This window comes from Bacillus cereus group sp. BfR-BA-01453 (genome assembly GCF_022662915.1).
Classification (GTDB): Bacteria; Bacillota; Bacilli; order Bacillales; family Bacillaceae_G; genus Bacillus_A; species Bacillus_A paranthracis.
Genome location: NZ_JAKUEN010000012.1, coordinates 98,606 through 120,276, shown reverse-complemented (window position 1 = coordinate 120,276; position 21,671 = coordinate 98,606). Strand labels below are relative to the sequence as shown.

Sequence of the window (21,671 nt, the reverse complement as noted above, 5' to 3'; positions counted from 1 at the left end):
AGTGAGAACGGAAATAATAGTACTAGTATATATATATTCGTTCCATTTTATACCTGCATGGAAGTTAATAAATGTAATTAAAGACATAAAATTTTTTCAGCAATTAGGAGACTTCTGATACAATAAGAAGGATAACTAAAAAGAAATTTTGGCTGGAGAGGTAGAGGTACATGGATTTATTAACGAAGTGGTTTAATGCTACGAAACAGTATTTATTAGATGCTGATCGTTGGGCTCATATTGGAATTGCGACATTAAAAATATGTATCATTTTAACAATTGGTGCAATTGTAGTACGAATTGCAAGAGCGGTTGTACGAAATGCGTTTCGTATGGGAAGTCGTTCGCCAATTCAAATTTCAGAACGTCGTACAGTTACAGTAGCGAAGTTACTTGAAAATATTGTGGCATACGTTGTTATGTTTATTATGTTAATTGCGATTTTAGGTGTGTTCGATATTAATGCATCAGGTTTATTAGCCGGTGCTGGGGTAATTGGTTTAGCAGTCGGATTTGGTGCTCAAAGTTTAGTGAAAGATGTTATTACAGGATTATTTATCTTGCTAGAAGATCAATTTTCAGTAGGTGACTATGTAAGAATTGGGCAGTTTGAAGGTGTCGTTTTAGAAATTGGACTTCGTACAACAAAAGTAAAAAGTTGGACAGGTGAAATTCATACTTTACCAAATGGAAGTATTGTTCAAGTTACGAACTTCTCGGTAAGTAATAGTGTAGCATTTGTGGATGTATCTATTTCATATGAGGCGGATATTGCAAAAGCAGAGCAAGTCATTGAAGAGTTATTAGAGGAATTACCTGCAAAGTATGAACAAATGGTAACAACACCTCAGTTGTTAGGTGTACAAACATTAGCTGCTTCAGAAGTTATACTACGTGTTATTGCTGAAGTAGAGCCAATGCAACATGCAGTTATTGCAAGGGCACTTCGTAAAGAAATTAAAAATCGTCTAGATTTACATGGTATTGAAATTCCATATCCACGTATGGTTTTATATAATCGTGAAGAATTAGTGAGTGAAAAAGCAATTTAGTATGGAGAGGGGTTTGGAGAATGGAGCAAAAGCAGTATAACTTGTATGATGTTGTGGAAATGAAGAAAGCCCACCCATGTGGGGAGAATCGTTGGAAGATTATTCGTATGGGAATGGATATCCGCATTAAGTGCGAGGGATGTGACCATTCAGTAATGATTCCTCGAAGAGAGTTCGATCGTAAGGTGAAAAAAATACTTGTGAAGCACGAAGAATAGAGAGAAAGTAACAGTTGCAGTGGGTAGCTGTTACTTTTTTTCGTTTGGAGGAAACTTGTCATTTTTTTCGTTACTATCTATAATGATGAAAGATTGAGACATAGGAGTGAAAAATATGGGATTAACGGCTGGGATTGTTGGATTACCTAACGTAGGGAAGTCCACTTTATTTAATGCAATTACACAAGCAGGAGCAGAATCTGCAAACTATCCATTCTGTACAATTGATCCAAACGTAGGAATTGTAGAAGTACCAGATGAGCGTTTAAATAAATTAACGGAATTAGTAGAACCGAAAAAAACTGTTCCGACTGTATTTGAGTTTACTGATATTGCAGGTATCGTAAAGGGTGCTAGTAAAGGCGAAGGTTTAGGAAATAAATTCTTATCTCACATTCGCCAAGTAGATGCAATTTGCCAAGTTGTTCGTTGTTTTGAAGACGAAAATATTACGCACGTTTCAGGGAAAGTAGATCCAATTGATGATATTGAAACAATCAACTTAGAGCTAATCTTAGCGGATTTAGAATCTGTTGATAAACGTATTGAACGTGTTGCGAAATTAGCAAGACAAAAAGATAAAGAAGCAGTATATGAACATGAAATTTTAGTACGTTTAAAAGAAGCTTTCGAAGAGGGAAAACCAGCTCGTACCGTTGAATTTACAGAAGAGCAAATGAAGATTGTGAAAGGTCTTCATTTATTGACAACGAAAGAAATGTTATACGTAGCAAACGTAAGCGAGGACGATGTAATCGATCCTTCTGAAAATAAATACGTACAAATGGTAAAAGAATTTGCTGCAAATGAAAATTCTCAAGTAATTGTTGTATGTGCAAAAATCGAATCAGAAATCGCTGAGTTAGACGAAGAAGAGAAAAAGGTATTCCTTGAAGAACTAGGCATTGAAGAATCTGGTTTAGATCAATTAATTCGTGCTGCATATGATTTATTAGGACTTGCTACTTATTTCACAGCTGGTGTACAAGAAGTACGTGCATGGACATTCAAACAAGGTATGAAAGCACCACAATGTGCTGGTGTAATTCATACAGACTTTGAGCGTGGATTTATTCGTGCAGAAACAGTTTCTTACGAAGACTTAATGACAAACGGTTCTATGACAGCTGCAAAAGAAGCTGGTAAAGTTCGTTTAGAAGGAAAAGAGTATATCGTAAAAGACGGAGATGTTATGCACTTCCGTTTCAACGTTTAATTTAATATTTCCTAGGAAAAATAAAGATATGAGCTTGGCAAATATATTATATGTTTGCCAAGTTTTTTATGTATGGGTGAGTTGATTCATCTAACTTACTATGATATAATCTAAACTCGTGAGTAATTACTAAAAATTAATTGCTCCTTGCCCATTATGGGCCGTTTAGACCAAAAGGAGGTGAAAGTGTAATGAGAAAGTACGAAATTATGTACATCATTCGTCCTGGCGTTGAAGAAGAAGCTCAAAAAGCTTTAGTTGAACGTTTTGCAGGTGTTTTAACAAACAATGGTGCAGAAATCATTAACACGAAAGAGTGGGGTAAGCGTCGTTTAGCTTACGAAATCAACGACTTACGTGAAGGTTTCTACATGATCTTAAACGTGAAATCTAACGCAGAAGCGATTAACGAATTCGACCGTTTAGCTAAGATCAACGAAGACATCCTTCGTCATATCGTTGTTAAAGAAGAAGAAAAATAATTGATATATAAGGGAGAGTGGTTCGATTGATGAATCGTGTTATCCTCGTTGGTCGTTTAACTAAGGACCCTGACTTACGTTACACGCCCAATGGTGTTGCAGTAGCTACTTTTACGTTAGCTGTGAATCGCGCATTTGCCAATCAACAAGGTGAGCGTGAAGCTGACTTTATTAATTGTGTTATATGGCGTAAACAAGCAGAAAACGTAGCAAATTATTTGAAAAAAGGTAGCTTAGCAGGCGTAGATGGGCGTCTTCAAACTCGTAATTACGAGGGACAAGATGGTAAACGTGTATACGTAACAGAAGTTCTTGCGGAAAGCGTACAATTTTTAGAGCCGCGTAATGGCGGTGGGGAGCAACGCGGTTCATTTAATCAGCAACCATCAGGAGCTGGTTTCGGTAACCAAGGCTCTAACCCATTTGGTCAATCTAGTAATTCAGGTAACCAAGGTAACTCTGGATTTACGAAGAATGACGATCCATTTTCAAATGTAGGTCAACCGATCGACATTTCCGACGACGATTTACCGTTCTAATACAGTAAATTTGTTAGTTTTAACAAAGAATGGAGGGAAATAGACATGGCAGGACGCAAAGGTGGACGTGCGAAACGTCGTAAGGTGTGTTTCTTCACAGCTAACGGCATCACTCGCATCGATTATAAAGATGTTGATTTATTAAAACGTTTCGTTTCTGAGCGTGGTAAAATTTTACCTCGTCGTGTAACAGGAACAAGCGCAAAATACCAACGCAAACTTACAGTTGCAATTAAACGTGCTCGTCAAATGGCACTTTTACCATATGTTGGTGAATAATAGCGTATGAAATGCACAGTAGAGTCGGACTCTACTGTGCATTTTGCTATGCTTTTCTTTTTTGAAAGAGAGGTTAAAATGTGAAGCAAGCGAGATTTATTACTGAAGGAGCCGCGTTGTTGGCTATATATGTAATGTTATTGTTTATATCTATGTATGTTCCGATTTTAGGTACAGTTGTAACGTTTGCGTTGCCGTTGCCATTTATATTGTTAACGATAAGATATAAATTATCGAATGTATTTGTAATTTTTACGGCTGCATTTTTAATTGCTGTTTTTGTAAGTCAGCCGATAGGTCTAGTAAAGACGGTCGTATTTGGGTTGATGGGTATTGTTTTAGGGTGCATGTATAAAAAACAAAGAAAGCCATTGGAGATTTTAATAACCGGTTCACTTGCATACTTAATCAGTATTATGCTAATTTATGTCGCCAGTATAAAGTTTTTTAACATAGATTTTATAAAGCAAATACAAAATATGTTTAATAAAAGCATAGTGCAAAGTGAAAAGATAGCAAGTGTTGCCGGTATGCCGATTAGTAAAGAGCAAAAAGAGTTATTTGTACAAATGAATGATATATTACAAGCGGTATTCCCGAGTATACTTGTGATGGTTTCTGTATGTCTTTCTTGGATTACCATAATAATATCAGGTAGTGCTTTAAGAAAGCTAAAGCATGATGTTATACCTTGGCCTAAGTTCAAAGATATACAATTACCAAAGAGTATTGTTTGGTATTACGTTATATTTATTTTGCTATCAACTTTTATAAAAGTAGAACCGACATCATATTTACATATGGTATTTTCTAACCTATATGTCATATTTGCTTTATTACTAGTGCTGCAAGGCCTGACGTTTATCGCTTTTTTAGCGCATAGCAAAGGTTTTACGAAAGGGGTTCCTATTATTAGTTTTATCGCCTGCATGTTTATCCCGATGCTGTTTCCTCTTGTGATAATCTTAGGTATAATTGATTTAGGGATTTCATTGCGTTCTAAAATAGGAGGATAAAATAATATTCCTTATACTATTTTAATCTGTATTACTAACTGGAAGATAAGTTAGTTTTACTTTATAGGAGTTGTATACATGCCTGAATTTTATAAGAAACAGTGGTTTTTATATCCTGTTTACGTATTGGCATTTTTTGTGTTTGTGCTCATTTCAATCCTCTGTTATTTTCATTTACTAATGGGGATAGTCTCCTTCTTTATTTTTTGTATCGTCCTTTTTGTTGTTGTACGATTTGAACTTACTTTCCAAAAGAATTTTGAAAAACATACGACAGATATGATTACAAGGGTAAAGAAAGTGAGTAATGAGGCATTTAACCAGATGCCGATTGGTATTTTGTTATACAATAAGGATTATGGGATTGATTGGGCAAATCCTTATTTATCTTCATGTCTGGGGCAGCATGCATTAGCTGGATGGCACCTTTATGATGTATCAGAAACGTTACTTCTTTTTATTAAGGGAGAAACATCCGATGATATAGTCTCTTTAAATAATCGAAAGTTTCGTGTCTTTGTAAGGAAAGAAGAAAAGTTAATTTATTTCTTTGATGTAACAGAACAAACAGAGATTGAAAAGATGTACGAGGATCAACGTACTGTTTTAGCTGTCATTTATTTAGATAATTATGATGAAGTTACACAAGGATTAGATGATCAATTACGTACGAATATAACAAGTCTTGTGACATCCCGTCTAAATGAATGGGCCGTTAAGTATGGGGCATATTTAAAACGTGCATCTTCGGAAAGATTCTTCGTTGTACTAAATGAAAGTATTTTAGCGCAGATGGAGAAAGGGAAATTTAGTATTTTAGACCAAGTACGTGAAGAAACATCCAAAAGAAATATACCACTTACATTAAGTGTAGGTGTTGGATCAGGTGATTTACCTTTATCCGAGCTTGGGGCGATGGCTCAATCAGGTCTAGACCTTGCGCTTGGGCGTGGTGGAGATCAAGTAGCTATTAAACAAGCGACAGGTAAAGTTAAGTTTTATGGTGGTAAGACAAATCCGGTGGAAAAACGTACTCGTGTACGTGCTAGAGTGATTTCACATGCATTAAAGGATTTAGTATTAGAAAGTAGCAATGTCATTATAATGGGGCATAGGGCTCCTGATATGGACGCAATTGGTGCTGCGATTGGTATTTTAAAGGTAGCGCAATTAAATGAGCGCAAAGGATATATTGTGCTCGATGAAAATGATTCTGATAAGGGAATTAAGCGTTTAATGGATAAAGTGAAACAAAATGAAGAGTTATGGTCTCACTTTATTACACCAGAACAAGCGATGGAATTTGCAAATGATGATTCATTACTTGTTGTTGTTGATACGCATAAGCCTTCAATGGTGATGGAAGAAAAGCTGTTACGCAAAATTGAAAATGTAGTTGTTATTGACCATCATCGCCGAGGAGAAGATTTTATTGAAGATCCATTGCTTGTTTACATGGAGCCATACGCTTCTTCCACGGCGGAACTTGTTACGGAATTACTTGAATACCAACCGAAAAATTTAAAAATGACAATGTTAGAAGCAACAGCATTATTAGCAGGTATTATTGTTGATACGAAAAGCTTTACATTCCGGACAGGTGCTCGTACGTTTGATGCTGCTTCTTATTTACGCTCACACGGTGCAGATACTGTACTTGTACAAGAGCTTTTAAAAGAAGATATGGATCAGTATTTACGGGTTGCAAAAGCTATTAAAAATGCGTACATTTATAAAAATGGAATTGCGATTGCAAAAGTTGATAGCGATGATTACTACGATCAAGTGCTTATTGCGCAATCAGCGGACACATTATTAACAATGACAGGAATTATTGCATCATTTGTTATTGCAAAACGTGGCGAGAATTTCATTGGAATTAGCGGCAGGTCTTTAGGTGAAGTGAATGTGCAGCTAATTATGGAAAACTTAGGTGGTGGCGGGCATTTAACGAATGCAGCCACACAAATGAAAAATGTTACAGTAGATGAAGCTGAGGAGAAGCTTCGATTTGTTATTGATGACTATTTACAGGGAGGCACACAATCATGAAAGTAATTTTTCTAAAAGACGTAAAAGGTAAAGGGAAAAAAGGGGAAGTAAAAAACGTACCAGATGGTTATGCAAATAACTTCTTACTAAAACAAGGATTAGCTGCTGAAGCGACGAATAGCAGTATGAAAACTTTAGAAGCTCAAAAGCGCAAAGAAGAAAAAGATGCAGCAGCAGAGCTTGAAAATGCAAAACAATTAAAAGAAACGTTAGAGAAACTAACTGTAGAATTAAAGGCTAAATCTGGAGAAGGCGGCCGTCTATTCGGTTCAATCACAAGTAAACAAATCGTAGATGCAATGCAAAAATCTCACAATATTAAACTTGATAAGCGTAAATTTGAAATGGATGATGCAATTCGTGCATTAGGCTATACAAACGTTACTGTGAAATTGCATCCGCAAGTAACAGCAACAGTAAAAGTTCATGTTAGTGAACAATAAAACTAAGTTAAGCAAGGAGGATTGCGTATGAGTGATGTAATGGCTGATCGTACCCCTCCGCATAATATAGAAGCTGAGCAGGCAGTCTTAGGTGCTATATTGATTGATCAGGATGCGTTAACATCGGCATCGGAACTATTAGTACCTGACTCATTTTATCGAACGAAACATCAAAAGATTTTTGAAGTCATGCTTGGTTTATCTGATAAGGGGGAGCCAATTGACTTAGTAATGATGACGTCAGCAATGGCTGATCAAGGATTACTAGAAGAAGTTGGTGGGGTTTCTTACTTAGCAGAATTAGCAGAAGTTGTTCCGACTGCCGCTAACGTAGAGTATTATGCAAGAATCATCGCTGAAAAAGCTCTGTTACGTCGTTTAATTCGAACGGCGACTCATATTGTGTCTGATGGATATGAGAGAGAAGATGATGTGGATGGTCTTTTAAATGAGGCTGAGAAAAAAATATTAGAAGTATCTCATCAGACGAATGCGAAAGCATTCCAAAATATTAAAGACGTTCTTGTAGATGCTTACGATAAAATCGAACTTTTGCATAATCAAAAAGGTGAAGTGACCGGGATACCAACTGGATTTACTGAATTAGATAAGATGACGGCAGGGTTTCAGCGAAATGATTTAATCATCGTGGCGGCACGTCCGTCGGTAGGTAAAACGGCATTTTCATTAAATATCGCACAAAACGTAGCGACGAAAACGGATGAAAATGTAGCGATTTTTAGTCTAGAGATGGGTGCTGATCAGCTTGTTATGCGTATGCTTTGTGCAGAAGGGAATATTGATGCACAAAGACTTCGTACCGGATCGTTAACTTCTGATGATTGGGCGAAATTAACGATGGCAATGGGTAGCCTTTCTAATGCTGGTATTTATATTGATGATACGCCGGGGATTAAAGTAAATGAGATTCGAGCAAAATGTCGTAGATTAAAACAAGAACAGGGTCTTGGTATGATCTTGATTGACTACTTACAGCTTATTCAAGGAAGTGGGAAATCAGGAGAGAACCGTCAGCAGGAAGTATCTGAGATTTCTCGTACACTAAAAGGGATTGCGCGTGAATTACAAGTTCCTGTTATTGCCTTGTCACAGTTATCTCGTGGTGTAGAATCTCGTCAAGATAAACGTCCGATGATGTCTGATATTCGTGAATCGGGAAGTATCGAGCAGGATGCCGATATCGTAGCCTTCCTATATCGTGAAGATTACTATGACCGAGAAACGGAAAATAAAAATACGATTGAAATTATTATTGCAAAGCAGCGTAATGGTCCAGTAGGCTCAGTAGAGCTTGCATTCGTTAAAGAGTTCAATAAGTTCGTTAACTTAGAACGTCGTTTCGAAGATGGACATGCGCCGCCGGCATAACGATAGTATAAAAAAGAAACGCATTTCTTATAATAAGATGTGTTTCTTTTTTTTTATAGAAAAGATAAGGCTTTCATAGTGTGAAAATATAATTCTTACGAACGAAAAAGTTTTTTGATAAAAAAATGTTCGCTTTTTGGTTGACTTCTTTTTCGGTTTTGGTACAATTATATTGTTTGAATAGATCGTTTGAAAATTGCGGAGGTGCTTTAATAATGTCTTCAGTAGTAGTTGTAGGAACACAATGGGGCGACGAAGGAAAAGGTAAAATCACTGATTTTCTTTCTGAGCATGCGGAAGTAGTTGCAAGATATCAAGGTGGAAATAACGCAGGACATACAATTGTTTTTGGCGGAGTTAAATATAAATTACACTTAATTCCATCTGGTATTTTCTATAAAGAGAAAATTTGTGTAATCGGAAACGGCTTAGTAGTAGATCCGAAAGCATTACTTGAAGAGTTAAAATACTTACACGATCGTGGTGTAAGTACTGATAATTTACGCGTAAGTAACCGTGCTCACGTTATTTTGCCTTATCACTTAAAACAAGATGAGTTAGAAGAAGCAAGTAAAGGTGATAACAAAATCGGTACAACGAAAAAAGGTATCGGTCCTGCATACATGGACAAAGCTGCTCGTATTGGTATTCGTATGGCTGATCTTTTAGACCGTGAAGCATTTAAAGAGAAGCTTGAGCGCAATTTAGCACAAAAAAATCGTTTGTTTGAAAAAATGTACGATACAGAAGGTTTCAGTGTAGAAGAAATCTTCGAAGAGTACTTCGAGTACGGACAACAAATCGCGCAATATGTGTGTGATACGTCTGTTGTATTAAATGATGCATTAGATAATAATCACCGTGTATTATTTGAAGGTGCACAAGGTGTTATGCTTGATATCGACCACGGTACGTATCCGTTTGTTACATCTTCTAACCCAATTGCTGGTGGTGTAACAGTTGGAACTGGAGTTGGCCCTGCAAAAGTTACTCGCGTTGTAGGTGTATGTAAAGCATATACAAGCCGCGTAGGTGATGGTCCGTTCCCTACTGAGCTTCATGACGAAATTGGTCATCAAATTCGTGAAGTTGGTCGTGAGTATGGAACGACAACTGGTCGTCCACGCCGCGTAGGTTGGTTTGATAGCGTTGTTGTAAGACATGCGCGTCGTGTTAGTGGTTTAACAGATTTATCATTAAACTCTATCGACGTTCTAACTGGTATTCCAACTCTTAAAATTTGTGTTGCTTACAAATACAATGGCGAAGTTATCGACGAAGTTCCAGCAAACTTAAACATTTTAGCGAAATGTGAGCCTGTATACGAAGAGCTTCCAGGTTGGACAGAAGATATTACTGGTGTAAGATCATTAGACGAACTTCCTGAGAATGCAAGAAAATACGTAGAACGTGTTTCTGAGTTAACAGGAATTCAATTATCTATGTTCTCAGTTGGACCAGATCGTAATCAAACGAATATTGTTCGTAACGTATACGAAGCTTAATTGATATTTTTAAGAAAAAACTCATGTCCGCATGAGTTTTTTCTTGTTTTTTATAAAAAATAAAAAAAGGTATTGCAAAAAATAAATAAAACATGTTATGATACATCTTGTCGTCACGAAAATATGACGTTGGTGAGTATGAGCCATTAGCTCAGTTGGTAGAGCATCTGACTTTTAATCAGAGGGTCGAAGGTTCGAGTCCTTCATGGCTCACCATTTTATTTTTCGTGGCCCGTTGGTCAAGTGGTTAAGACACCGCCCTTTCACGGCGGTAACACGGGTTCGAATCCCGTACGGGTCATGTTTTTTTATGTTCATTTTTGGTCCCGTGGTGTAGTGGTTAACATGCCTGCCTGTCACGCAGGAGATCGCCGGTTCGACCCCGGTCGGGACCGCCACTTTTGTTTATACCACCATTAGTGGTTTTATATATAGTTTTGGCTCGGTAGCTCAGTCGGTAGAGCAGAGGACTGAAAATCCTCGTGTCGGCGGTTCGATTCCGTCCCGAGCCACTCTCAGGATATTAAGTGGGCCCACTTAATATCCTTTTTATTTGTGTAATTTTACAAAATTGAGTAGTTATTTTAAAATAGAATGAGGAGCCTCTAGCAGTTGAAGCTAGAGGTTTTTCTATAGATCGTATAGGATTCCGTGTAAAAGTGGATCATACATGAGTCTGTGAGAATAGAGGAGAAAGTACTTAAGCAAAAGATGCGGTCATATAGGGACATACTATGTAGACATCAATGTGTTTAGGGATATTGACCATATTTTTACCCCGCTATTTAATGGGCAGTAAGGCCTCCACTTTAAAATTCAGCGAAAGCAAAGAAGTTAGGTGGGGGGAGGGCTGCCCGTGAAAGCCCAATTGGTGAGGGCTAATTAAAGCTTCACTTTATAAGGAGGAAATAAACGATGATGGGAAAGAAAATTTTAGTAGTTGATGATGAAAAGCCGATTGCAGATATTTTGAAGTTCAACCTAGAAAAAGAAGGTTTCGAAATTGTAATGGCGCATGATGGTGATGAAGCAATTGAAAAAGCAACTGAAGAACAACCAGATATGGTTTTATTAGATATTATGCTACCAGGTAAGGATGGCTTAGAGGTTTGCCGGGAAATACGTAAAAGCTCAGAAATGCCGATTATTATGCTTACAGCGAAGGACTCTGAAATCGATAAAGTATTAGGACTTGAGCTTGGAGCAGATGATTATGTAACGAAGCCATTTAGTACGAGGGAATTACTTGCTCGCGTGAAGGCGAATTTACGTCGCCATCAGCAAGGTGGTGCGGCAGAAAAAGAAGAAAATACGGAAATGGTTATTGGACCAATTGTTATCAATCCAAATGCGTATAGTGTAACGAAACGTGAGGAAAATATTGAGCTTACACACCGTGAATTTGAGCTATTACATTATTTAGCAAAACATTTAGGACAAGTTATGACACGTGAACATTTATTGCAAACAGTTTGGGGTTATGACTATTTTGGAGATGTACGTACAGTGGATGTAACAGTACGTCGTCTACGTGAAAAAATTGAAGATAATCCAAGTCATCCTACATTAATTGTCACTAGACGTGGAGTAGGGTATTACTTGCGTGACCCAGAGCAGGAATAGTATATGAAGAAAGTCGGTTTTTTTCAATCTATTCATTTAAAATTTGTACTCATATATATGCTATTAATATTGATAGCTATGCAAGTTATTGGGGTATATTTCGTAAGAGAGTTAGAAAAGAGTCTTGTACAAGGTTTTAGAGATTCTTTAACGCAACAAACGAACTTATTATCGTATAACTTGAAACAAGAGTTTAAAAAAAGTTATACAAAAGCAGAGACAGAATCAACAGGTGAAACGATTAAAACTTCCATTCGAAAATTTGCCTCTGATCGAAAGAAGGATATTCAAGAGGTAAGTGTATTTGATGCTAATAGAAAGCTGCTCGCTATTTCAGATGAGTCAAAGCAAAACAAGGTAAATAGAACGTCAACTGATATAGCTGTTCAGCGGGTATTGGTACAAAAAAAACCAGAAGTGAAAATTGAGAAGGATGGTCGTACAGGTCACCGTGTACAAGTTATGATTACTCCTATTATGGATGATAATAACAAAGATGCACTTGGTGCTATTTACGTTGTTGCATCCATGGAAGATGTTTATAAGCAGATGAAGGATATTAATCAAATCTTTGCGACCGGAACCGTTATTGCATTACTCGTAACAGCTGTACTTGGAATTTTGTTAGCTCAAACGATTACGAGACCAATCTCTGATATGCGAAGACAAGCAATTGAAATGGCAAAAGGAAACTATTCAAGAAAAGTAAAAGTGCATAGCCATGATGAAATTGGACAATTAGCATTATCTTTCAATAATTTATCAAAAAAATTACAACAAGCTCGTTCTTCAACAGAAAGTGAAAGACGTAAATTGTCATCCGTGTTATCACATATGACAGATGGAGTAATTGCTACTGACCGAAAAGGGGACATTATTTTATTAAATGATCCTGCGGAAAAGATGCTAAATGTTTCGCGTGAAACGGCGCTCGATCAATCTGTTTTAGAAGTGTTGGGAATACAAGAAGAATTTACGCTCGATCATTTATACGAAGAGCCGGATTCTGTTTTATTAGATTTTAGTACGAGAAATGAGCCATATATTTTACGCGCTAGTTTCTCTGTTATTCAAAAAGAGACAGGGAAAGCAAATGGTTTAATTGCCGTATTATATGATGTGACTGAGCAGGAGCGTATAGAAAGAGAACGCCGCGAGTTTGTAGCAAATGTCTCTCATGAATTAAGAACGCCATTAACGACAATGCGCAGTTACTTAGAGGCACTTACAGACGGTGCGTGGCAAGATCCAAATATTGCACCACAATTTTTAACAGTTACACAAGAAGAAACAGAAAGAATGATTAGACTTGTAAATGCGTTATTGCAACTATCTAAACTCGATAGTACAGAACATCGTTTAATGAAAGAATGGGTCGACTTTACTGACTTCTTTAATAACATTATTGATCGTTTTGAAATGTCTAAAGAGCAAAACGTAAGCTTCAAACGATCTTTCTCTAAAAAATCTCGATTTATTGATATGGATACGGATAAAATTACGCAAGTATTGTATAACATTATTTCGAATGCATTAAAGTATTCACCAGAAGGTGGAACAGTAACATATCGTTTACGTGATCGCGGAGAATTATTGGAGATTAGTGTAAGTGATCAAGGAATGGGTATTCCGAAAGAAAACGTCGATAAAATCTTTGAACGTTTTTATCGCGTAGATAAAGCACGTTCAAGACAAATGGGCGGTACAGGACTTGGATTAGCAATTGCGAAAGAAATGATTGAGGCACATGGTGGCTCGATTTGGGCAAAGAGTGAGGAAGGAAAAGGGACAACGATTTATTTCACATTGCCTATGGCAGCAGATGAAGAGGACGAATGGGAATGAGTATGGAGAATGTTAAAACGATAGTTTTAATTAATTTAGTTGTAATTAGTCTATTTCTTACTTTTAACTTATGGACGTATGTGCCAGATTCCACATCTATGCAAAACGCAAAATTTGTACAGGGGAATGAGGGAAATACTCAAACGAAAATCGCTGATGTTGTCCGCCCTACTTCTATCATTGTGCATAAAGATAAAAATCATTACGGGAGCAAAAGAGAGGGAGATATAGAATCAATCTATAGAACTTTGGAAGCAGGGGAATTACATGAGTTCAAAGAGATATCGATTGCTAAGGCTGACTTTCTTTCTTATGTGCATGGTGAAGGGAAAATTGAACTTATTTTCCCTACCAACATCCCATTTGATGCAGTTAAATCTATGTTTAGTATGAAAGAAAAAAGTATAGATAAGCCTAAACACTTTAATCGAATTATTCTTGACCCTTCTAGAAGTAGGGATCAAGAAATTAAAATTAATTTTGTTTCCGATGGTGATAACTCTAGAATATATGAAGCAAAATTAAGTGGTGTGTATTTAAAAGATATTGTAAATGCACAAAATCAATTTATAGTATCAGCGAAACCTTATTTTGACTATCAAATTAATGATATGAAAAAGCTATTTTTACCAGATGGAACGACAGAATTAAGTAATATAACATATATTTCATCTAATTTGGCGGTTGATACATTTAAGAATGCTCTTTTTAGTGACCCACGTTATTTAAGCCCGATTACCGAGCAATCGAAAGAAATATTTACAGATGGTATTAGGTCTATGGAGATTGAAAATGATCAGCATATGCTAAAGTATAAAAATTCTTCTGTTTTAAGTGAGAAAAAGCCAGATAATTTAATGCTTTTACAAAAAAGTTTTGATTTTGTAAATGGTCATAGTGGGAGTTTGGATTCATATCGTTTGGACTATATGAATAAAGGACAGACAGTATTCCGCTTACAGGAAGATGGATATCCCGTATTCAATACTGATGGATTAGCTGAATTGAGACAAGTATGGGGATCAGAAGAAGTAATGGAATATGAAAGACCGTTGCTTTCTTTAAATACGAAAGGTATAGAGCAGAAGGTTACTCTTCCGTCAGGTCATGTTGTAATAGCATCCTTAGAAAATAATGCCGCGGTAGATAAAAGATCCATTAAAGACATTGGGATTGGATACAAATTATCACTAGATGGGCAAGTAGCGCGACTACAGCCAATTTGGTATGTAAAGTTTGTTGAAGATGAAGCTGGCAAACAAAAAATATATGAGTGGAATGAGGGGGGACTAAATGGATTGGGATCGGATTAAAACCATATTTATTGTGACCTTTTTTGTTTTGGACCTCTTTCTCATTTTTCAATTCATTCAAAAGCAAGATAGTAATCAATTGGAGCTTATTGCAGAAACGAAGATAGATCAAGAATTAAAAGCAAACAAAATTACTATGGGTAATTTCCCTAAAGAACCGAAAAAAGAGTCATTTATTAGGGCTGAAAACAAGGCATTTAAAGAAGAAGACATACAGTCTTTAAAAAATCAAACGGCGCATATACAAAATATGTACAAAATAGAAAGTAAGCTAAAAGAGCCCTTTTTAAATACAAAATCTTTATCAAAAGATAAGTATAATGATTTTTTGAAGAACTATGTATTAGATGGACAAAAGTATGAGTTTGGAGCGATGAAAGACTCTAAAATTTACTTCTTCCAAAAATATAAAGATAAGCCTATTTTCTATAACGATCAGGCAATGATTGTTGTGGAATTAAATGAAAAAAATGAACTTGTGTCGTACACGCAGACGATGTTAACAGATTTAAAAGAAATGGGCGAAAGTGAAAAAACGAAACAGCAAGAAATTATTACTGCCCAAACCGCTTTAGAAAATCTGTATTTAAAAAATAAAATTCATGGGAATACACATGTAAAAGAAGCGCAAATTGGTTATGCCAACCTTACCGCATCTACTTCTAATAACCAAGTACTTGCTCCAACGTGGAACTTAAAGACGGAGCAGAAGCAGGACTTCTTTGTAAATGCAATTGAAGGACAAGTTATGGAATTAGGGGAAAAGGAAAATCAAGTGGTTGATGAACATACTGGAGTGAGAAAGAATGGGTTTGCATTTTAGCGTACTTGCAAGTGGAAGTACAGGGAATATGCTATATGTAGGAACAGATGAAAAGAAGTTACTTGTCGATGCAGGTTTAAGTGGTAAAGCAACAGAGGCTTTATTTAAACAGGCAGAATTAAATATAAATGATGTATCGGGTATTCTTGTAACACATGAACATAGTGACCATATTAAAGGCTTAGGTGTATTGGCACGTAAATATGATTTACCTGTTTATGCAAATGAGAAAACATGGAATGCAATGGAACACTTAATAGGAAATATCCCAACTGAGCAAAAGTTTATTTTCTCAGTTGGGGATGTGAAAACATTTGGTGATATTGAGGTCGAGTCATTTGGGGTGTCTCATGATGCGGCAGAGCCGATGTTCTATGCTTTTCATAACAATAATAGAAAGTTAGCCCTTATTACAGATACAGGGTACGTGAGTGACCGTATGAAAGGTATTATTAAGGGAGCTAATGCTTTCGTATTTGAAAGTAATCATGACGTAGAAATGCTTCGTATGGGACGTTATCCATGGAGTATTAAACGACGTATTTTAAGTGATGTGGGGCACGTTTGTAATGAAGATGCTGCATTAGCGATGGCGGATGTAATTACAGATGAGACAAAACATATTTATTTAGCCCATTTAAGTTTAGATAATAACATGAAAGAACTGGCACGTATGTCAGTATCACAAGTATTAGAGGAAAAGGGATTTGGAGTGGGAGAAGCCTTTGAAATTCACGATACAGATCCAAAAATGCCGACAAAAATTCAATACGTATAATTCTTCATTTTAGTAAACAATAAAGGTGAATATAGTTGTTTTCAGGAAGATAGGTGAACAAATATGTCCTTTATTGATGAAGAAAATTATCGTATGAAACGTGCAAGAAAAAAGAAGCATAAAGGTATTGTTATTTCTAGTATAGCTGGAACAATTGTAGGAGCTTCGTTATTTGCATTTGGAGCTCCTTTGTTTTCAAATGATGCAGGCGCGTTTCCACAAGCAGAAGCAAGTGGAAGTAATATGGCCCAAGCGCAAGGAATTAAACAGATTAGCTTTGTCGATGCTGTTGATCGTGCATCTGAAGCTGTTGTTGGCGTTATTAATATTCAGCGAGATAATTTTTCAGAGGCAGATTCAGAAGCTGGTACAGGATCGGGTGTAATTTATAAAAAGACAGATGGCCAAGCTTACATTGTAACAAATAATCATGTTGTTGCTGGGGCAAATCGTATTGAAGTAAGTTTAAGTGACGGTAAGAAAGTTCCAGGAAAAGTATTAGGAACTGATGTAGTCACAGATTTGGCTGTACTAGAAATAGATGCAAAGTATGTGAAAAAGGTAATTGAGATTGGCGATTCTAATGCTGTTCGTAGAGGAGAACCAGTCATTGCGATTGGGAACCCGCTCGGGCTCCAATTTTCTGGAACCGTCACACAAGGTATTATTTCGGCTAATGAGCGTATTGTTCCTGTAGATTTAGATCAAGATGGACATTATGATTGGCAAGTAGAAGTATTGCAAACAGACGCAGCAATTAATCCGGGTAATAGTGGTGGTGCGCTTGTAAACGCAGCGGGTCAATTAATTGGTATTAACTCAATGAAAATTGCTGCAAAAGAAGTAGAAGGAATTGGGCTAGCTATTCCTGTTACTAGAGCTGTTCCAATTATGAATGAATTAGAGAAGTACGGAAAAGTAAGAAGACCGTATGTTGGAATTGAACTGAGATCATTAAATGAGATTCCAAACTACTATTGGTCAAAAACATTGCATTTACCAGGCAATGTAACAGAGGGAGTTTGCATTTTAGATGTGAAAAGCCCTTCGCCAGGTACAGATGCTGGTTTACGAGAACATGATGTAATTGTAGCAGTAGATGGAAAACCGGTTCGTGATATTATCGGATTCCGTACGGCCTTATATGATAAAAAAATTAATGATAAAATGACTCTTACGTTTTATCGTGGTACAAAACGAGCAACAACAACGGTTAAACTAGGCATTCAAAAGTATTAAAAACAGGAGGGCCTACCTCCTGTTTTCTATTGTAGAAAAGTGAGGTGAAGAATATGAATTTACCTTGTTGTTTAGAACATGTTGAATTAGCGTTAGATATTATTGTGGATGAGTGTGAAGTCGCGCCGGTTATTAACAATGTGGATAACTCAGAAAAAGAGAAAAAAACATGTGAATTTTGTCAAAATGAGGCGACATATGTTGTATCGAACACAGATTCTCACACAATATGTGGGTAACAATTGTGGATATGTGGATAAGTTATGTGGATAACATGTTTGTAAGGTGGGGAATACGTGTGAATATCTCGATTATTTCAATTGGGAAATTAAAAGAAAAATATTTAAAACAAGGTATAGCAGAATACTTAAAACGATTATCTGCATACGCAAAAGTAGAAGTAATTGAATTGCCAGATGAAAAGGCACCAGAAAATTTAAGTGAAGCAGAAATGTTAATTGTAAAAGAAAAAGAAGGTATACGTATACTAGATAAAATTTCTGATGATACGCATGTCATTGCGTTAGCGATAGAAGGAAAGCAAAAATCATCAGAAGAATTTGCAGTAAGCTTAGATCGTCTTGCTACATATGGGAAGAGTAAAGTTGCATTCGTAATTGGTGGATCACTTGGACTAAGTTCAGAAGTAATGAAGCGTTCAAATGAATCACTTTCTTTTTCAAAGATGACGTTACCACACCAATTAATGCGATTAGTATTGCTTGAGCAAGTGTATAGAGCGTTTCGTATTAATCGCGGGGAACCGTATCATAAATAGTAATAGTACATTCAAACGGCTACAGATGTGGCCGTTTTCTATATTTCCTAAAATAAGTATGTTTCTATTTCTAAAAAAGTATGCTGTAATATGAAGAGGAAAAAGTATAAGTAGTCATAGAAGTGAGGAGTTAAAGGTGAAGAAGTTTAAGAAATTTTACTTGGAGATTACGAGTGTATGTAATCTTGCGTGCAGCTTTTGTCCGCCGACGGAAAGACAGAAGCAATTCATTTCTGTGGAGGATTTTGCAAAAAGGTTAGACCAAATTAAACCACACACAGACTACATTTATTTGCACGTGAAGGGTGAGCCGTTGCTGCATCCAAAAATAGATCAATTGTTAGATTTAAGCCACGAAAAAGGGTTTAAAGTTAATATTACAACGAACGGAACGTTAATTAATAAGAGAAGGCATAGATTGTTAAATAAGCCTGCTTTAAGACAAATGAATTTTTCACTGCATAGTTTTGATGGGCACCCAGGTTCACAAGACAAAGAGGGGTATGTAAGAAGTATACTTTCCTTCATTAGAGAGGCAACAAGCCAATCAGATTTAATTGTTTCACTAAGATTATGGAATTTAACGCAGGATAATAAAACGAATGCTGAAATCCAGAAAAATAGAGAGTTATTATCCATCATCGAAAATGAGTTTGATCTATCTTATCAAATTGAAGAGAAGCTTACACCAGGAAAAGGTATAAAAATTGCCGAACGCGTCTTTATTAATCAAGACTATGAATTCCAGTGGCCAGCGTTGCATGAAGAAGAGGATGATGGAAAAGGATTCTGTCATGGTCTTCGAAATCAAGCTGGTATTTTAGCGAACGGAACGGTTATTCCTTGTTGTTTAGATGGTGAAGGGATTATTAACCTTGGAAATATTAATAATGATTCATTCTCTAACATTATAGAAGGCGAAAGAGCAACAAACATTGTTGATGGATTTTCGAGAAGAGTTGCAGTTGAAGAGCTATGTAGAAAATGTGGATACCGTAAAAGGTTTGGAAAGTAAATAAAAAATAAACCCTCATAAAGTGAGGGCTTATTTTTTATCCCGCTATTTGCCGGGCAGTAAGATCCCCACCTCAAAATTCAGCGGAAGCAAAGAAGTTAGGTAGGGAGCGGGCTGCCCGTAAAAGCCCGATTGGTGAGGGCTAATAATCAGTGGGGGATGGACACCCCCCACTGATTAAAGTTTCACTTTATTCTTGATAAGAGCGCTCTAATTCATCAATTAAGGAACCAACGTAAGAAACAGCCCTGCGGATTGCGTCTGGTTTTGACATATCGACTCCGGCATGTTTCATTAATTCAAGTGGTTTCATCGTACCACCAGCGCGAAGTACATCTAACCAGCGATCAACGGCAGGTTGTCCTTCTTCTTTAATCATTTGAGCCACCGCAGTAGATGCAGTCAGGCCTGCGGAATATGTGTAAGAATATAAGCCCATATAATAATGAGGTTGACGCATCCAGGTTAAGCCAGCACCTTCATCAATTTCTACGGAATCTCCCCAGAATGTTGAAAGTACATTTGCTTTTATTTCAGTTAAAGTTGTAGCTGTAAGTGCTCCACCTTCTTCTGCTAGGCTGTATACTCTTCTTTGATATTCTCCCTCAAGTAAGTGAGTAACAAAGTTATGATAATATGTGCCGAGTAGTTGCAGAATGACCCATCTACGCATTCTCTTATCGTCAGTGGTCGCTAATAAATGCTGGGCTAATAGTAATTCATTCATTGTAGATGGTGCTTCAACAAAGTACATAGATGGACGTACATTCATAATACGCTGGTTTTTATTTGCTAAATAAAAATGACCAGCATGCCCAAATTCATGAGCTAATGTGAAGCAGCCACGCATCGTATTTTGCCATGTAATTAAAATGTATGGATGAGAACCGTATGGACTTGAACAAAATGCTCCAGTTGATTTGCCTACGTTATCTGCAAGGTCGACCCATCTTTCTTTGAATCCTTTTTCGATAATGGTACTATATTCATCGCCAAGTACTTGTAAAGATTCTTGAATGAGTTTTCCTGCTTCTTCGTAAGTAATTGCTGGATTAAATTCGGGATCTAAAGGTGCATGTAAGTCGCAGAACAGCATTTGATCGAGTCCTAATACTTTCTTTTTTAAATCTGCAAAACGGCGCATATGAGGCGCCAATTCTTTATAAATAATATCGAGTTGATTGTTATACATTTCAAGTGGAACTTTTTGAGGTTCTAAAAGCATATGAGTAACAGATTCAAATTTGCGTAAACGAGAGAGTGTTACTTGTTTTTTTACTTCAGTCGCATATGTTGTTGCCACTGTATTCTTATATCGTTTCAAGGTGGAAACAAATGATGAGTATGCTTTCCTACGTATGTCTACGCTTGGAGAAAACTCATATTTACTTTCAAATAATGCAAATGAGACAGGAAGTTCATTTCCTTGTTCGTCTTGTATGGAGTTAAAATCCATATCGGCTAATTTAGTCATACCGTAAATTTTGTATGGAGAACTATGTACCTCGCCAAGTGCAGCAAGTGCTTCTTCAGTTTCAGGAGAGAGCGTGTGCGGCCTTTTTTGTAGTATGTCTAGTAATGATTTACGGAAAGGTTCGAGTTTTGTTTCTTCAGTTAAATATTTTTCAATTGTGCCTTCTTCTAATGAGAGAATTTCATTATGAATAAAGGATAGCGCCGTATGTACTTTCGTCCATAAAGCAGCAACTTTGGAAGAGTTCGCTTGAATAACTGGATTTGTACGGTCGGTAGATTCTTTTAAATTTGCGTAGGAGTATAGTTTTGTTAACTTCATTAAAAGCTCTTCTTCTAAAAGTAGGCAATGTAATAAGATAGTGGGGCTAGTGTGTAATTGACATTTAAACGCATCAAGTTTTTTTATATCATCTGTTAATACACGTAATGCAGTTTCCCACTCTTTATCAGATTCGTATAAATCAGAGAGGTCCCATGTTAATTCAGTAGGAACTTCTGCACGAATATGGCGTTTCTCAATTACATCTTTCATATATTATATCCCCCTTATTATAAGTATCTAAAAACATGATACTAGAAAATTCAGTAAA

General features: G+C 36.6%; 21 protein-coding genes and 4 tRNA genes. 24 read left to right on the top strand and 1 reads right to left on the bottom strand.

The features are described from left to right. Window positions 1-170: 170 nt before the first annotated feature. The 24 genes from MR070_RS20795 to MR070_RS20680 all read left to right on the top strand — a co-directional run bounded on the left by MR070_RS20795 (window position 171) and on the right by MR070_RS20680 (window position 19,605). Complete coding sequence (locus MR070_RS20795; RefSeq protein ID WP_138320638.1) at window positions 171-1,052, top strand: mechanosensitive ion channel family protein; 882 nt, start codon at window positions 171-173, stop codon at window positions 1,050-1,052. Between the two features lie 20 nt (window positions 1,053-1,072). Continuing rightward, window positions 1,073-1,270 (top strand): DUF951 domain-containing protein, encoded by a 198-nt coding sequence (locus MR070_RS20790; RefSeq protein WP_000436051.1) that lies wholly within the window; start codon window positions 1,073-1,075, stop codon window positions 1,268-1,270. Between the two features lie 115 nt (window positions 1,271-1,385). Next, window positions 1,386-2,486, top strand: a complete 1,101-nt coding sequence (ychF, locus tag MR070_RS20785; RefSeq protein WP_000524669.1) for a redox-regulated ATPase YchF — start codon at window positions 1,386-1,388, stop codon at window positions 2,484-2,486. A 191-nt stretch (window positions 2,487-2,677) separates the two neighbouring features. Further along, window positions 2,678-2,968 carry a 30S ribosomal protein S6 gene (gene rpsF, locus MR070_RS20780; RefSeq protein ID WP_001233778.1) on the top strand — a complete coding sequence of 97 codons (291 nt, stop codon included), beginning with the start codon at window positions 2,678-2,680 and terminating at the stop codon, window positions 2,966-2,968. Window positions 2,969-2,994: 26 nt separating this feature from the next. Continuing rightward, on the top strand, window positions 2,995-3,507 hold the full coding sequence (ssb, locus tag MR070_RS20775; RefSeq protein WP_000981966.1) for a single-stranded DNA-binding protein: 513 nt from the start codon (window positions 2,995-2,997) through the stop codon (window positions 3,505-3,507). 45 nt (window positions 3,508-3,552) lie between these two features. Beyond that, window positions 3,553-3,786 carry a 30S ribosomal protein S18 gene (rpsR, locus tag MR070_RS20770; RefSeq protein ID WP_000918873.1) on the top strand — a complete coding sequence of 78 codons (234 nt, stop codon included), beginning with the start codon at window positions 3,553-3,555 and terminating at the stop codon, window positions 3,784-3,786. 80 nt (window positions 3,787-3,866) lie between these two features. Beyond that, window positions 3,867-4,802 carry a YybS family protein gene (locus MR070_RS20765; protein WP_242261939.1) on the top strand — a complete coding sequence of 312 codons (936 nt, stop codon included), beginning with the start codon at window positions 3,867-3,869 and terminating at the stop codon, window positions 4,800-4,802. Window positions 4,803-4,880: 78 nt separating this feature from the next. Beyond that, window positions 4,881-6,854: a DHH family phosphoesterase gene (locus tag MR070_RS20760; RefSeq protein ID WP_001113897.1), complete on the top strand. Its 1,974-nt coding sequence runs from the start codon at window positions 4,881-4,883 to the stop codon at window positions 6,852-6,854. Beyond that, entirely contained in the window at window positions 6,851-7,297 is a 447-nt protein-coding gene (gene rplI / locus MR070_RS20755; protein WP_000864231.1) for a 50S ribosomal protein L9, read from the top strand. Before MR070_RS20760 ends, rplI begins: the two co-directional genes overlap by 4 nt. A 27-nt stretch (window positions 7,298-7,324) precedes the next feature. Then, window positions 7,325-8,686: a replicative DNA helicase gene (dnaB, locus tag MR070_RS20750; protein WP_001286244.1), complete on the top strand. Its 1,362-nt coding sequence runs from the start codon at window positions 7,325-7,327 to the stop codon at window positions 8,684-8,686. A 215-nt stretch (window positions 8,687-8,901) separates the two neighbouring features. Beyond that, entirely contained in the window at window positions 8,902-10,191 is a 1,290-nt protein-coding gene (locus tag MR070_RS20745; RefSeq protein WP_000100224.1) for an adenylosuccinate synthase, read from the top strand. Window positions 10,192-10,331: 140 nt separating this feature from the next. Next, window positions 10,332-10,407, top strand: a tRNA-Lys gene (locus MR070_RS20740). A gap of 13 nt (window positions 10,408-10,420) precedes the next feature. Continuing rightward, a tRNA-Glu gene (locus MR070_RS20735) sits at window positions 10,421-10,492 on the top strand. Window positions 10,493-10,513: 21 nt separating this feature from the next. Next, a tRNA-Asp gene (locus tag MR070_RS20730) sits at window positions 10,514-10,589 on the top strand. A gap of 41 nt (window positions 10,590-10,630) precedes the next feature. Further along, window positions 10,631-10,703, top strand: a tRNA-Phe gene (locus MR070_RS20725). Between the two features lie 403 nt (window positions 10,704-11,106). Continuing rightward, entirely contained in the window at window positions 11,107-11,814 is a 708-nt protein-coding gene (walR, locus tag MR070_RS20720; RefSeq protein ID WP_000971872.1) for a cell wall metabolism DNA-binding response regulator WalR, read from the top strand. Window positions 11,815-11,817: 3 nt separating this feature from the next. Next, window positions 11,818-13,659 carry a cell wall metabolism sensor histidine kinase WalK gene (walK, locus tag MR070_RS20715; protein ID WP_000755380.1) on the top strand — a complete coding sequence of 614 codons (1,842 nt, stop codon included), beginning with the start codon at window positions 11,818-11,820 and terminating at the stop codon, window positions 13,657-13,659. Next, complete coding sequence (locus tag MR070_RS20710; protein ID WP_014481804.1) at window positions 13,656-14,972, top strand: YycH family regulatory protein; 1,317 nt, start codon at window positions 13,656-13,658, stop codon at window positions 14,970-14,972. Before walK ends, MR070_RS20710 begins: the two co-directional genes overlap by 4 nt. Then, window positions 14,953-15,795 carry a two-component system regulatory protein YycI gene (locus tag MR070_RS20705; RefSeq protein ID WP_000383723.1) on the top strand — a complete coding sequence of 281 codons (843 nt, stop codon included), beginning with the start codon at window positions 14,953-14,955 and terminating at the stop codon, window positions 15,793-15,795. Before MR070_RS20710 ends, MR070_RS20705 begins: the two co-directional genes overlap by 20 nt. After that, window positions 15,779-16,573: an MBL fold metallo-hydrolase gene (locus tag MR070_RS20700; protein WP_070807268.1), complete on the top strand. Its 795-nt coding sequence runs from the start codon at window positions 15,779-15,781 to the stop codon at window positions 16,571-16,573. The genes MR070_RS20705 and MR070_RS20700 overlap by 17 nt, the downstream gene beginning before the upstream one ends. A 63-nt stretch (window positions 16,574-16,636) precedes the next feature. Continuing rightward, window positions 16,637-17,812, top strand: coding sequence for a S1C family serine protease (locus tag MR070_RS20695; protein WP_044791859.1), 1,176 nt, complete (start codon window positions 16,637-16,639; stop codon window positions 17,810-17,812). Between the two features lie 53 nt (window positions 17,813-17,865). Continuing rightward, entirely contained in the window at window positions 17,866-18,051 is a 186-nt protein-coding gene (locus MR070_RS20690; RefSeq protein ID WP_001052827.1) for a CxxH/CxxC protein, read from the top strand. A 59-nt stretch (window positions 18,052-18,110) separates the two neighbouring features. Continuing rightward, entirely contained in the window at window positions 18,111-18,590 is a 480-nt protein-coding gene (gene rlmH / locus MR070_RS20685; protein ID WP_001027003.1) for a 23S rRNA (pseudouridine(1915)-N(3))-methyltransferase RlmH, read from the top strand. A gap of 136 nt (window positions 18,591-18,726) precedes the next feature. After that, window positions 18,727-19,605, top strand: coding sequence for a radical SAM/SPASM domain-containing protein (locus MR070_RS20680; protein ID WP_000713634.1), 879 nt, complete (start codon window positions 18,727-18,729; stop codon window positions 19,603-19,605). Between the two features lie 190 nt (window positions 19,606-19,795). Here the strand turns inward: MR070_RS20680 and pepF are convergent, their stop codons facing one another. Beyond that, on the bottom strand, window positions 19,796-21,613 hold the full coding sequence (pepF, locus tag MR070_RS20675) for an oligoendopeptidase F (RefSeq protein WP_070807267.1): 1,818 nt from the start codon (window positions 21,611-21,613) through the stop codon (window positions 19,796-19,798). Window positions 21,614-21,671 lie beyond the last annotated feature (58 nt).

What these genes read in the sequence shown, in the direction of transcription:
- MR070_RS20795 (WP_138320638.1), top strand. Translation starts at nt 171, where the DNA reads ATGGATTTATTAACGAAGTGGTTTAATGCTACGAAACAGTATTTATTA.
- MR070_RS20790 (WP_000436051.1), top strand. Translation starts at nt 1,073, where the DNA reads ATGGAGCAAAAGCAGTATAACTTGTATGATGTTGTGGAAATGAAGAAA.
- ychF (WP_000524669.1), top strand. Translation starts at nt 1,386, where the DNA reads ATGGGATTAACGGCTGGGATTGTTGGATTACCTAACGTAGGGAAGTCC.
- rpsF (WP_001233778.1), top strand. Translation starts at nt 2,678, where the DNA reads ATGAGAAAGTACGAAATTATGTACATCATTCGTCCTGGCGTTGAAGAA.
- rpsR (WP_000918873.1), top strand. Translation starts at nt 3,553, where the DNA reads ATGGCAGGACGCAAAGGTGGACGTGCGAAACGTCGTAAGGTGTGTTTC.
- MR070_RS20760 (WP_001113897.1), top strand. Translation starts at nt 4,881, where the DNA reads ATGCCTGAATTTTATAAGAAACAGTGGTTTTTATATCCTGTTTACGTA.
- rplI (WP_000864231.1), top strand. Translation starts at nt 6,851, where the DNA reads ATGAAAGTAATTTTTCTAAAAGACGTAAAAGGTAAAGGGAAAAAAGGG.
- dnaB (WP_001286244.1), top strand. Translation starts at nt 7,325, where the DNA reads ATGAGTGATGTAATGGCTGATCGTACCCCTCCGCATAATATAGAAGCT.
- MR070_RS20745 (WP_000100224.1), top strand. Translation starts at nt 8,902, where the DNA reads ATGTCTTCAGTAGTAGTTGTAGGAACACAATGGGGCGACGAAGGAAAA.
- walR (WP_000971872.1), top strand. Translation starts at nt 11,107, where the DNA reads ATGATGGGAAAGAAAATTTTAGTAGTTGATGATGAAAAGCCGATTGCA.
- walK (WP_000755380.1), top strand. Translation starts at nt 11,818, where the DNA reads ATGAAGAAAGTCGGTTTTTTTCAATCTATTCATTTAAAATTTGTACTC.
- MR070_RS20710 (WP_014481804.1), top strand. Translation starts at nt 13,656, where the DNA reads ATGAGTATGGAGAATGTTAAAACGATAGTTTTAATTAATTTAGTTGTA.
- MR070_RS20705 (WP_000383723.1), top strand. Translation starts at nt 14,953, where the DNA reads ATGGATTGGGATCGGATTAAAACCATATTTATTGTGACCTTTTTTGTT.
- MR070_RS20700 (WP_070807268.1), top strand. Translation starts at nt 15,779, where the DNA reads ATGGGTTTGCATTTTAGCGTACTTGCAAGTGGAAGTACAGGGAATATG.
- MR070_RS20695 (WP_044791859.1), top strand. Translation starts at nt 16,637, where the DNA reads ATGTCCTTTATTGATGAAGAAAATTATCGTATGAAACGTGCAAGAAAA.
- MR070_RS20690 (WP_001052827.1), top strand. Translation starts at nt 17,866, where the DNA reads ATGAATTTACCTTGTTGTTTAGAACATGTTGAATTAGCGTTAGATATT.
- pepF (WP_070807267.1), bottom strand. Translation starts at nt 21,613, where the DNA reads ATGAAAGATGTAATTGAGAAACGCCATATTCGTGCAGAAGTTCCTACT.